The sequence below is a fragment of the Halorubrum sp. SD41 genome (assembly GCF_058630335.1).
The window spans coordinates 1-11,834 of sequence record NZ_JBZVGZ010000044.1 but is presented as its reverse complement, the minus strand read 5'-3'; the positions used below and the strand labels follow the sequence as shown (position 1 = coordinate 11,834).

General features: G+C 66.5%; 10 protein-coding genes and 1 pseudogene. 3 read left to right on the top strand and 8 right to left on the bottom strand.

Features of this window, described 5'->3' with window-relative positions; genetic code table 11:
* Positions 1 to 438: 438 nt before the first annotated feature.
* Positions 439 to 612 (bottom strand): hypothetical protein, encoded by a 174-nt coding sequence (locus tag AC4NMM_RS14965; protein ID WP_157745990.1) that lies wholly within the window; start codon positions 610 to 612, stop codon positions 439 to 441.
* A 169-nt stretch (positions 613 to 781) separates the two neighbouring features.
* Between AC4NMM_RS14965 and AC4NMM_RS14960 the strand changes: the two genes are divergently transcribed.
* Positions 782 to 1,306, top strand: coding sequence for a DUF7979 domain-containing protein (locus tag AC4NMM_RS14960; protein ID WP_491924634.1), 525 nt, complete (start codon positions 782 to 784; stop codon positions 1,304 to 1,306).
* 25 nt (positions 1,307 to 1,331) lie between these two features.
* Here AC4NMM_RS14960 and AC4NMM_RS14955 read toward each other — a convergent pair whose 3' ends face one another.
* Positions 1,332 to 2,375 carry a succinylglutamate desuccinylase/aspartoacylase family protein gene (locus tag AC4NMM_RS14955; RefSeq protein ID WP_491924633.1) on the bottom strand — a complete coding sequence of 348 codons (1,044 nt, stop codon included), beginning with the start codon at positions 2,373 to 2,375 and terminating at the stop codon, positions 1,332 to 1,334.
* A gap of 64 nt (positions 2,376 to 2,439) precedes the next feature.
* Positions 2,440 to 3,711 (bottom strand): eIF2B alpha/beta/delta subunit family protein, encoded by a 1,272-nt coding sequence (locus tag AC4NMM_RS14950; RefSeq protein ID WP_096395644.1) that lies wholly within the window; start codon positions 3,709 to 3,711, stop codon positions 2,440 to 2,442.
* Positions 3,712 to 3,873: 162 nt separating this feature from the next.
* Between AC4NMM_RS14950 and AC4NMM_RS14945 the strand changes: the two genes are divergently transcribed.
* A complete protein-coding gene (locus tag AC4NMM_RS14945) occupies positions 3,874 to 5,229 on the top strand; it encodes a putative ATP-dependent zinc protease (RefSeq protein ID WP_172863968.1) in 1,356 nt (451 codons plus the stop codon).
* A gap of 396 nt (positions 5,230 to 5,625) precedes the next feature.
* On the opposite strand, the pseudogene AC4NMM_RS14940 reads toward AC4NMM_RS14945, so the two are convergent.
* The 4 genes and pseudogenes from AC4NMM_RS14940 to AC4NMM_RS14925 form a co-directional block, all read right to left on the bottom strand.
* Positions 5,626 to 6,882, bottom strand: a pseudogene (locus AC4NMM_RS14940) (RNA-guided endonuclease InsQ/TnpB family protein).
* A gap of 201 nt (positions 6,883 to 7,083) precedes the next feature.
* Positions 7,084 to 7,434 (bottom strand): type II toxin-antitoxin system PemK/MazF family toxin, encoded by a 351-nt coding sequence (locus AC4NMM_RS14935; RefSeq protein WP_491924632.1) that lies wholly within the window; start codon positions 7,432 to 7,434, stop codon positions 7,084 to 7,086.
* 15 nt (positions 7,435 to 7,449) lie between these two features.
* A complete protein-coding gene (locus AC4NMM_RS14930; RefSeq protein WP_491924631.1) occupies positions 7,450 to 7,719 on the bottom strand; it encodes an AbrB/MazE/SpoVT family DNA-binding domain-containing protein in 270 nt (89 codons plus the stop codon).
* Positions 7,720 to 7,925: 206 nt separating this feature from the next.
* Positions 7,926 to 8,522: a DNA-3-methyladenine glycosylase family protein gene (locus tag AC4NMM_RS14925; protein ID WP_491924630.1), complete on the bottom strand. Its 597-nt coding sequence runs from the start codon at positions 8,520 to 8,522 to the stop codon at positions 7,926 to 7,928.
* A gap of 150 nt (positions 8,523 to 8,672) precedes the next feature.
* Here AC4NMM_RS14925 and AC4NMM_RS14920 point away from each other — a divergent pair, with 150 nt between their 5' ends.
* Positions 8,673 to 10,667 carry a 3-hydroxyacyl-CoA dehydrogenase/enoyl-CoA hydratase family protein gene (locus AC4NMM_RS14920; protein ID WP_491924629.1) on the top strand — a complete coding sequence of 665 codons (1,995 nt, stop codon included), beginning with the start codon at positions 8,673 to 8,675 and terminating at the stop codon, positions 10,665 to 10,667.
* Between the two features lie 53 nt (positions 10,668 to 10,720).
* Here the strand turns inward: AC4NMM_RS14920 and AC4NMM_RS14915 are convergent, their stop codons facing one another.
* Positions 10,721 to 11,356 (bottom strand): IS6 family transposase, encoded by a 636-nt coding sequence (locus tag AC4NMM_RS14915; protein WP_491924628.1) that lies wholly within the window; start codon positions 11,354 to 11,356, stop codon positions 10,721 to 10,723.
* Positions 11,357 to 11,834: the final 478 nt, after the last annotated feature.

Here is an 11,834-nt window from a genome sequence, read left to right as displayed (position 1 = left end):
CCTCCGGTGTTTGTATTTCACCCTTTTGGGGGGCCGGCTGCCCTGCACGCCCCCCCGGGGGCTGCCCACCCCGCGCGAGGGAGTCGCTGGCCCCAGGCGGCGCCAGCGACGAGGCTGGGGAGGCGTGAGGTGCGGTGCGGTCGCGGTCGGGCGGGACTCAAAGGGGCAGCCGGGAGGACAGCACAGGCGAAGTAAGCACCGCAGGAACGAGCGCAGCGAGTGACGAGGAGCACAGCGAGCGTGTGCTGTCCTCCCGGCTGGGGCTTTGGAGGTGGTGTCCGTCGATCGGTAGACACCGACGGACAGCCGAGTGGCTGGGGCTTTGGAGGCGTTCACCCCCGACCCACGGTCAGTCATTTATAAGCGAGCGGCTGAGGCTTCGGAAGTGATTCTCTCGAAGACGTACTGAATACGGCGCGCGCATCGGTCACTACTAAGTTAACTAGAATCCCGGCGGAGCTGCCAGCCGGAAAGGAGGATCACCACCACCGAGCAGATGATGACAAGTGCCGCGAGAGTTCCTCCATCACCGGTAATCACGAGATAGGCCGGTCTCGACCCCGCGAGACACGCCGCGACGATGGTGAGCCACTGTCTGGTTTCATCGTCCATTCTTGGGTGTAATAGCTCCCGGCAGGGGAATAAATGCGATCGCGATCGAACGGTGAACTCACCGCGGAAGCGCCGTTACTTATAAACGACCAGCGGAAACCGACGATTCGATTTATAAAACTGAGTACAGTCGGAAAGGCTCAACTCCCGGCCCGACGAACCCCGAGCCATGCGCACCCCGCTCGCTGCCGTCGCGCTCGTGGCGCTCGGCGTCCTCCTGATGGCGAACCCCCTGTTCCTCCCCGTCTCGGTCGGCGAGCCCGACCCCGCCTACACGCACACGGTTCAGCCCGTGGGCGAGGGGTCGGTGGCCGGTATCGAGTCACCGGCGCCCGACACCGCGAACGACTCGAACGCCTCGGACGCGGTCGTCGCGTACGCCGACCTCGCGCCGGACGCGCGGGCGGCGTTCGACCGCGCCCGCGACGCGCCGGAGGGCGGGTTCGGCGTCGAGGATCCGGCCGAGCGCGTCGACTCGCTGTCGTACCCGACGGACCCGACGCCCGGCGACGGGCTGCTGATCGTCGAGCGCGAGGGCGAGCGGTACGAGTTCTGGACCCGAACCGTCGAGCGCGAGCCGGGCGCCGTCGTCGCGCAGCGCGTCTTCCTCCAGCCGGTCGCGTTCCTCGTCGGGTTCCTCGCGGTCGTCGCCGGTGCCGCGGTCGGGCTCCGAGGGCGGCTCGGTGAGGAGTGACGGGAAGGCCGGCCCGGATCCCGCCTCACTGCCGCGGCGTCGACGCCGGCTGGCCGACGGGCTTCGGCGCGTCGCCGGCCTCGATCGCCCGGCGGGTCGACTCGCCGATCTCGACGAGGTGACAGAGGGGGTTCCCGGGGTAGACCACCGGGTTCTCCAGGAGGCCGATCAGGAGGCCGGTGAAGGGGGCCTCGATGCCGACCGCGTCCTCCTTGAACGGGTTGGTGATCGTCGCGATGCGCTCGCCCTCGCGGACGAGCGAGCCGCTCTCGAAGTGGGTGTCGACGATGCCGCCGGAGTCGGCGCGCAGCCACGTCTTCTCGCCCGCGCCGGCGACGATGGTGCGCCAGCCGGGCCAGCGCACCGTGTCGGTCCCCAAGAGCTCGTACTCCGCGAAGACGGAGCGGACGCCCGCGAGCGCGTCGTCGATCAGCGGGCGCTGAAACCGGTGGGCCTCGCCCATCTCGATCGTGATCGTGGGGATGCCGTCGTCGGTCGCCTCGCCGCGGAGGGTGCCGCTCGGCCCGTCGCTGTCGATGATCACCTTCGAGCCGAACGCCATCGCGAGCCGGTGGACCGCCTCGTCGGTCATGTCCGCGCGGACGTGGAGCATGTTCGTCCGGCCGCGGGTGGAGGTGTGGAAGTCGAGCCCGAAGTCACAGGGCGCGATGAAGTTCTCGTAGATCCGGTGGGCCATCCGCTTCGAGCTGGTCGACCCTTGCTTCCCCGGGAACGACCGGTTCAGGTCGCGGTCGTAGACGGGGAGGTACCGCTGTTGCGCGAGGAAGCCGGGGACGTTGAGCACCGGGAGACAGACGAGGGTGCCGGCCAGCCGCGAGAGGTCCCACTCGTGCGCGACCTCGCGGACGACCTCGATCCCGTTGAGCTCGTCGCCGTGGGCCGCGGCGGTGAGGAAGGCGGTGGGGCCGTCGCGCTCGCCGTTGACGATTGTGACCGGGATCCGCACCGGGTCGCCGAGGTACGTCTCGCTGATCCCGTAGCGGATGTTCTGGGTGTCGCCGGGCGGTACCGCCCCGCCGTTGTACGTGAACGCCCGGTCGTCGCTCATGTCAGGGGGGAGCGCTGCGGGGGGTTTATATATGACGACCCGACCGTCGGGCCGCGGCCCCGCGTCAGCGGTCCCACCGGTCGGTCCATTCCGCTCGGGACTCGTGTTCGGCGGCCCGCGCCGCGACCGCCGCCCGGTCGAGCCGCCCGTCCTCCGTTAGCACTCCGGCCAGCAGGTCGCCGGGGACCCGCTCGAAGATCGGGTTCTCGACCGCGATGGCGCGATCGCCGTCGTACACCGCCGAGGGGTCGCCCGACTCGCGGACGACTTCGTCCGCCGTCGCGACCTTGTCCGCGGCCGCGACCGCGTACGCTGGGACGCCCGCATCGGCCGCCGCCAGCGCGATCGGATACGAGCCGACCTTGTTTGCGACGCCGCCGCTCGGCAGTATCCGGTCGGCACCGAGCAGGACGCAGCCGACGTCGCCCTCGCGGACGAGCCCGGGGAGAGCGGCGTCGGTCGCGAGCGTCGCGTCGACGCCGGCGGCGGCGAACCGCTCCGCCGCGTCCACCCCCTCGCGGCCCGGGCGCGACTCTCCGACGACAACCGGCCGGTCGACGCGGCGCAGCGTCGCCGCGACGGTTCCGGACCGCGACAGCGTCGCCGCCGGACCGGCCGTCTCCGCGACCGCGGCCGCCGCCCGCTCCGCCGCCAGCCGGTCCGCGTCGAGCGCGGCGTCGAGCCCCGCGAGGGCGCGGTCGTGGACCGCCTCCGGCGTGCGGTCCGCCCCACTCATTACCCGGTCGATCCGGTGTCGGACGACGATCATGCTCGGGCGTGCGCCGCGGAGCTCCCGAGCGGTCTCCGCGACCCGGTCGACGCCGCCGTCGAGCGCGCCGAACGCGACCGCGCCGGCGCGGTCGCGCAGCGCTCCCAGCGCCCTGACGGAGAGCCACGCCGCGCCGTGGGTCCGGTCGGTCCGGAGCAGGTCGGTGTCGGGCCCGACACGGCGGTAGCTCTCCCACAGCCCGGGTGCCGTCGTGTGCCGGAGGAACGCCGTCGGCGGCAGCCACTCGCCCGCGGCGGTCGGGGGATCGCCCGGGGTGTCGTCGGCCATGCCGCCGGCCGCGACCTCGAACAGGAAGGGAGAGAGGGTCCGGTCGGTTCCCCCGACTGAGACGGACAGTGATTCCCCGCGGCGGACGAGTTGGGACTCCCCTCGGGGTGTCGCGTCGCGGACCACACGGCGCGCGCTCTCGGCGGGGTCGCTCTCCCCTGCGAGTACGTCCCCCACGAGGACTTCGAGCGGTTCGCTCCCATCCTCGGTCGCGCCGCGGGAGGCGGGACAGAACACCCTCCCGCGGCGTCTGAGGAAGACCCTGACTGCGTCGGTCACGGGACGGGGTTCGGCGGACGCGGAGTTAACCGTGATCCTCCGTGGTTCCGCTCGACCGCCTCCCGGGTCGGAACCCGTCGCTCGCGGCCTCGACGGCCCTCGCTCGCTCGCCGTGTCGAACCGATCGGCGCGCCTTTTAGCTCGGCCCACGCAGGGACGCGTATGAGTACGGACTCGGTTCGGGTGGGAGTGCTGTCGCTGCACAACAGCAAGGAGACGAAGGCGATCTGCAACGCGGTCGAGGACCTCGGCCACGAGCCCGTGTGGCTCCGGGAGGAGAACGCCGCGGTCAGCGTCGAGGACGGCGACGTCTCCGTCGAGCCGCCGGTCGACGTGATCGCGAACCGCCTCCTGTTGTCGAACACCGACCAGCCCGCGGAGCTTTTGGGACTGGCGACGACGTTCGAGCGGATCCGGCCGATGCTGAACGAGCCGGACGCGGTGCTCGCGTCGATCCACAAGTTCGCGACGGCCGCGACGCTCGCGGACTGGAACATCCGCGTGCCCGACGCGCTGCTGGCGCTGTCGAACGACCGTCTCAACGAGGGCCGCGAGCGGTTCGGCGACGTGGGCGTGTACAAGACCGCGATCGGCACCCACGGCGGCGGGACGTGGAAGGTCGACCTCACCGAGCGCGTGAACCCGAAGGTCGGGAACCGGCAGGCGTTCCTCCAGCGGCTGATCGACCGCGACGACGAGAAGCACCGCGACCTGCGGGTGTACGTCGTCGGCGACGAGATCGTCGGCTCGATGTATCGCTACGCGCCGGAGGGCGACTGGCGCACCAACGTCGCGCTCGGCGGCGCGGTCGAGGACGCGACCGACGACATGCCGCAGGAGGCCGCCGATACCGCCCTCTACGCGGCCGAGGTGATGGGGCTCGACTACGCCGGCGTCGACCTCGTCGAGGGGTACGACGGCTGGTACGTGCTGGAGGTGAACCCGACCGCCGGCTTCAAGGGCCTCTTCGAGGCGACCGGCACGAGCCCCGCCCCGCACATCGCGCGGCTCGCGATCGAGACGGTCGGCGGCGAGGTGGACGACGAGGCGGTCGAGCGCGTCGCCGCGACCCTCGACGACTCGCGGCCCTCCTGCGCGCCGGCGCCGAAGCCGAGCTCGACCGAGCAGCCCGACATCGGCTACATCGAGGAGGTCGTCGTCACCGGCACCTCCGGCTCGACGCAGGCGCTCGCGAAGTCGGACACGGGCGCGACCCGGACGAGCATCGACACCCAGCTCGCCGCCGAGATCGGCGCCGGCCCGATCAAGAGCATGACGCGCGTGAAGTCGGGCAGCGTGAAGGGCGGGAAGGCCCGCCCCGTCGTCGACCTCGTGATCGGCATCGGCGGCAACCAGCACACCGTCACCGCGAGCGTCGAGGACCGCGGACACATGGAGTACCCCCTCCTCCTCGGCCGCGACATCCTCACCGACTACCGGGTCGACGTGCGCCGGCGCGCCGACGAAGACGAGGCGGAGCGCGACGAGGCGGGCGAGATTCTCGAAGAAGAGGAGTAAGGGGAGACGAAGCCAGCGGTTCCAGAACACTTGCGGTGGCGCGTGCCTCCGAGCGCCCGGAGGGCGCGAGGAGCACGCGCGAGGGAGTCGGCCGACCGAAGGAAGGCCGACGAGGCTGGGGAGGCGTGAGGTGCGGTGCCGTGCGGGGCGGGGTAGGGTGGGAATCGAAGGGGCAGCCGCGAGGACGAAGCACGGCGACGTAAGCACCGCAGGAACGAGCGAAGCGAGTGACGAGGAGCGTAGCGAGCCGCGCGAGTCCTCGCGGCTGGGGCTTCGGTGGTGTTCGTGTCGCTCAGTTATTTATAAGAACCACTGTCCTATCGCCGAGCGGCTGGGGCTTCGGCGGTGTTCGCCGTTGATCAGTTGGCTTTGGTCAACAACCCCACCCTACTTCGCTCACCCTGACGGGTTCGCTCGTTGAGGGAGAGGCTTGTCCGTGAGCTCAGCCTCGAACCCGTCCGGGTGGGCGGTGAATCCGCCACTTGGCGTCACTGTTCCAGACTTGAGGGCGAGTTGACTGTCGCCCGTCCGCCGAGACGACTGTTGGCCTCGACGGACGTACCGCATCCCGATGTTCTTCGCCGCATTGTAGTCCGCGTTCGCTTCCGATTCGCACTTCACGCACCGGAACTCCGTGCGAGTTCGGCGATTCTCGTCTGCCGTGAATCCACACTCGGCGCACCGTTGCGACGTGTACGCCGAACCCACTTGCTTCACAGAGATGCCGACTGCTTCGGCTTTGTACGCCACTTGCTCGTACAGCGTTCCGAACGCCCACTTGTGCCCCCACGACGCACCCGTTCGGTCGCGGATGTCAGTCAAGTCCTCGAACGCGATCACGTCGCACTCGTATCGAAGTGCTTCGTCTACGATGGCGTTCGATGCTTGGTGAACCACGTCACGAACGTTTCGCCGTTCGCGTCCACTTGATTGTTCGAGCGTTCTGTGGGCGCTTCGCGTGCCTGTCTGTTGGAGTCCCGCACGGACTTTCTCGAACTCGCGGAGGTTGTGTGAGAGTTCGCGCCCATTGATGAATCGTGCTGTGCTGGTGACGGCGAGGTTTTCAATACCGAGGTCGACCCCGAGAACCGTTCCGTCCTCGGCGGTGTCTCGCTCGGTGTCGGTTTTGGGTCGGCGGAAGCCGATGTGTAAAAAGTGATCGCCGTCACGAGCGGTGAGTGTGCTTTCCGTGACGCTCCACTCATCGGCGTCGAGGTACTACCGTTGGTAGCCATCCTCGGCTTCAGGGAGCGCAAGTTCACATCGGACGCGACTCTCCGTCGTGGAGAGTGACACTGTATCGTCATCGAACAGCGTCATCGTTCGAGTGTCGTACGTTACCGTGGGTGCGGTGAACGTGGGTTTACTGGCCTGCTTGCCGTTCGAGCGGCGTTCGAGACAGCCGGTGATGGCTTGTGCGGCTTGGTGGGTGGCGAGGATCGCGTGCTGACTCCCGAGGTCGGTTTCTTCGCGCACGTCGTCGTAAGCGAGGGGTTGTACGTCGCTCTTGGCGTTACACTTCCCCCACGCCATGTCCGTGGCGAGTTGGCACCCACGCTTCCACTCGGAGATGGTTTCCTCAAGCAACTCGCGTTGCTCATCGTCTACCGAGAGACGAGTGATTGCCGTCCGACGCACGTAGTCGTCTGCCACAGTTTCAATGTGTGTGAGCGGCTATTTATAAGATGGTGTTTGTTACAGATACGAACGCGATCCTCCCCTCCCTACTCGCTCCCTTCGGTCGCTCCTTGAGGAAGGGGACTCCGCGCTACCGCTTCAGTTGAAATCCTCGGAAACGGAGATATTGAATTGGGTTCTGGGCAGTACAGACGATACACTGACGGAGCGTTTTGTTTAAATGCCGAGGCTATCTTTGATTGCCGAGTCGATTTTTACCATGTCTGATGACGGGACAGATCCAATGTTCTTTTTCACACGTTCGTCGATGGCGATGACCCGAATTTGACTGAGATCTGCTACTGAATCGTGATCGAGGGCAGTATCCGAAGCCAGTACTTCCACCTCGAACGGGTACGTGTCTCCAGATGTGTACCGCGTTGTGAATGGAGCGATGATGGTTGTCGGTGAGTACTGATTCCCAACATCGTTCTGGATGACAACACAGGGCCGGCTCTTTCCTTGCTGCTCACTCCCTTTCGTGGGATTCAGTTCGACGATGACAATGTCGCCGCGGCGTACCTGCACACTTGGCTCCAAAATTCACTCGCTCCAGCCGGGTGAATCACCGAGATGCCCGGTTGCTTCTGCGGATGCTTCTTCCATTTCTTCGGTCAACTCACGAGACCGTCCGGCTCTCTTTCGATATCCTTCAGCAAGCCGTTCCTCATCTGGCGGCGGTTTGAGTATGATCTCGTCATTCACTTCGACGAATTCAACTTCGTCACCGCCTTCGATGCCACGACGGTCCCGCAGTTCCTTCGGAATCGTCACTTGCCCCCGATCTCCAACTTTCCGTTTGTGTTCTGGCATACTCATTCATACTTTTTTCATACTGATATAGATGTCGGTGGCATACCCATTCAATTCGCACCCTTCATTGACCAGCCGTTTCATCTGAGTATCTGTCTGAAGAATAGGATTTCAACAGAGCCGATCAGTTGTTTATAAATATCACCGTCGTCCGGCTGAACGACTGGCACTTGGACAACGTTCACGGGCGATCCACACCCAACCGATCAGGACTCGTACTCTGCCCAGATGTACCGCGTGCCGTAGCTCCGGTAGGGGCGCCACGTCTCGCCGATCTCGCGCATCTCGACGCGCGACAGCTCCGCGCCGTCGTTGTAGGCCTGCTCGATCCCCTTCCGCACCGCGAGGTCGCCGAGGGGAAGCACGTCCTCGCGGCCGAGCGCGAAGATGAGGTACATCCGCGCGGTCCACTCGCCCACCCCACGAATCTCGGTGAGCCGGTCGACGACCGCCTCGTCGCTCACGCCCGCCAGCCCTTCCCGGGTGAAGTCGCGCTCGTCGTCGCGGAACGCGGCCGCGACGTTGCGCAGGTACTCGACCTTCGTACCGCTGAGGCCCGCCTCGCGCAGCGCTTCCTCGTCGGCCGCGAGGACGCGGTCGGGCGTCGGGTCGCCGCCGAGCACGTCCACGAACCGCTCGCGGATCGCGTTCGCGGAGGCGGTCGAGAGCTGCTGGTTGACGATCGAGGTACAGAGCCGGCCGAACTCGTCGGCCGCGGGCGCGACGTCGAGCGGGCCGTGCCGGTCGATCAGCGCCGCCATCGTCGGGTCCTCGCGGAGCGCTGCCGCGACGTGGTCGTCCATATCGAGGGGTGGGGCCGCACGCGGGAGTACGGTTCGGTTCGCGGGCTCCGCGGTTCGGTTCGCGGGCTCCCCGCCGTCCAAATAAACTTACGGTGCGTTTCGCGTTTGGAAGATGAAAACGTTCAACCATGACGGTTCCGACCCTCAGGTATGCAGCTCGAAGACGTCCAGCGCGTGACGGTGCTCGGCGCCGGAAACATGGGGCACGGCATCGCGGAGGTGGCGGCGCTCGCCGGCTACGACGTGTCGCTCCGCGACATCAACGACGAGCTCGTCCAGGAGGGGTACGACCAGATCGAGTGGTCGCTCGGCAAGCTCGCCGAGAAGGACCGGATCGGCGACGACGAGGCGGACGCCGCGCTCGACCGCGTCGAGGCGTTCGTCGACCTCGAAGCGGCGCTCGACGGCGCCGACGTCGTCGTCGAGGTCGTCCCCGAGAAGATGGCGATCAAGAAGGACGTGTACGACGAGGTCGTCGAGCACGCGCCCGAGGAGGCCGTCTTCGTCACCAACACCTCCAGCCTCTCTATCACCGAGCTCTCCGAGGTCACCGACCGCCCCGAGCGCTTCTGCGGCATGCACTTCTTCAACCCGCCGGTGCGGATGGACCTCGTCGAGGTCATCTCCGGGAAACACACGAGCGAGGACACCCTCGAACTGATCGAGGGGCTCGCGGAGTCGATGGGGAAGACCCCCGTCCGCGTCCGGAAGGACAGCCCCGGCTTCATCGTCAACCGCATCCTCGTCCCGCTGATGAACGAGGCGGCGTGGATCGTCGAGTCCGGCGACGCGACGATGGAGGCGGTCGACTCCACGACGAAGTTCGACATGGGCCTCCCGATGGGCTCGTTCGAGCTCGCCGACCAGGTCGGCATCGACGTGGGGTACCACGTGTTGGAGTACATGCACGAGGTCCTCGGCGACGCCTACCGCCCCTGCCCGCTGCTCGGCGAGAAGGTCGAGGCGGAGGAGCTCGGCAAGAAGACCGGGAAGGGGTTCTACGACTACGAGGACGGCGAGGGCGCCCAGATCCCGACCGACGCGGTCGACGAGGACGTCCGCCGCCGCCTGCTCGCGGTGATGGCCAACGAGACGGCCGGCCTCATCGGCAACGACGTGGCCGACGCCGAGGACATCGACGAGGCGGTCAAGCTCGGCGCGGGCTTCCCCGACGGCCCGGCAAAGCTCGCGGACGAGGAGGGGCTCGACGCGCTCGTCGAGACGCTCGACGCCCTCGCCGAGGAGACCGGCGAGGCGCGCTACGAGGCGACCGACTACCTGCGCGAGGCCGCCGAAGCCGGCGGATTCCGCGGCGGCGCGGGTGGCGGGAGCGGCGACGCGGGTGACGCCGAGGGCGGCGCCGACTACGAGGTGCTGAACGTCGCGGTCGAAGACCGGGTCGGGCACGTCGAGATCGACCGCCCGCACCGGATGAACACGATCAGCGGCGAGGTGCTCGACGAGCTCGCCGAGGCGATCGACCGGCTCGACGCCGACGACGAGGTCCGGGCGATCCTGCTGTCCGGCGCCGGCGACCGCGCGTTCTCCGCGGGCGCGGACGTCCAGAGCATGGCCGCGGGCGGCGCCGACCCGATCCACGCCGTCGAGCTCTCCCGGCAGGGCCAGCAGACGTTCGGCAAGCTCGAGGCGTCGGACAAGCCCGTGGTCGCCGCCATCGACGGCTACTGCCTCGGCGGCGGGATGGAGCTGGCGACCGCGGCCGACATGCGGATCGCCTCCGAGCGCTCCGAGCTGGGCCAGCCCGAGCTCGACCTCGGCCTGCTGCCGGGGTGGGGCGGCACCCAGCGGCTCGCCCGGATCGTCGGCGAGGGCCGCGCGAAGGAGATCATCCTCACCGCCGACCGCTACGACGCCGAGACGATGGCCGACTACGACTTCGTCAACGAGGTCGTCCCGGACGACGAGCTCGACGAGCGGGCGCGCGAGCTGGCCGAGCAGCTGGCCGGCGGCCCGCCGATCGCCCAGAAGTACACGAAGCGCGCGATCCACTCCGGCCGGACGGACAACGAGGCCGGATTAGAGGTGGAGGCGATGGGCTTCGGCCACGTGATGAACACCGACGACCTCATGGAGGGGGTCACGGCGTTCATGGGCGACGGCGAGCCCGAGTTCGAAGGGAAGTAAGAGGCGAGTGGGCCGGCTGTGGTGGCGAGGGCGACCACCTCGACGGGTAGTGTTCAGATAAGCTGATTCCATGCGAACGCGAACGACCTGAGCCACTCGTCAGCAGTTTCTGCTTCGGCGTTGCTGAAACAGTTTGAGAAACTGGTAGTTCTGCGTTTTACCTCACGAAAGACACGTTCGACGCTGTTCCGATTTCCATGTCGTTCGTATCTGAAATCGAGGTCATGTTTGTCACAGGCACGGTGAAGTGGAGTCGCGCCATCAACGAGAAAGATCGCGTTATCCACGTCGTGTTTTTCGCGGAGTTCCGCGAAAAACTGATCTGCGATCACGTTCGTTCTTGTCGGCTCAAGCTTTGTATGGAGTAAATCGTTTGAATCGGGATCGACAGCGGCGTACAGCCAATAGTGTTCATCGTCAAGCTGAATCACGGTTTCATCGACCGCAACGTGATTCGGGCACCGACCAGATTCCGGCTGTAGATCGGCCTTGTGAACCCAGTTATGAACAGTAGATCGAACCCGATCAACACCAAATACCTCAAGAAACGAAACAGTATTCGAAAGCGATAATCCAGCAAGATGGAGCTGAATACTGATCTTCATCAACAACTTCGGTGTTGCCTCTCGCTCCACAAAATCTAAGTTGATCTCGTCTAAACAGCCGCTGAGGCGGTCGTTTTCGGGCATGATCACTTTGAAAACGCACCGCCTCACATTTCAATTCTTATCTGAACACCGCCCCTCGACGACCGTTTATTTATAAGTGATTGATCGCGGAGTTTGAGGAAACACTGTCGAAGCCCCAGCCGATCGCTTATAAATTGTTGCCGGTGAACGGTGTCTAACGTCATCAACTCCCCAGCCGCTCGGATGGACGACGGTTAGCTTTTAAATCACTGATCGACACGACCGCCGCCGAAGCCCCAGGCGGGAGGCGGGCGCACACTCGCTGTGGTCCTCACTCGGTCGCTTCACTCCCTCGTTGCGGTCCTTGCGTCGTCTGCGCCCGCCTCCCGCCTGCCCCTTCGAGTCCCGCCCCGCACCGCCCCGCCCCGCACCGCCCCGCACAGCACCTCACGCCTCCCCAGCCTCGTCGCTGGCAACCTCCGCTTCGCTCCGGGTGCCAGCGACTCCCTCGCGCGATGCTGCTCGGCCGCGAGGCGGC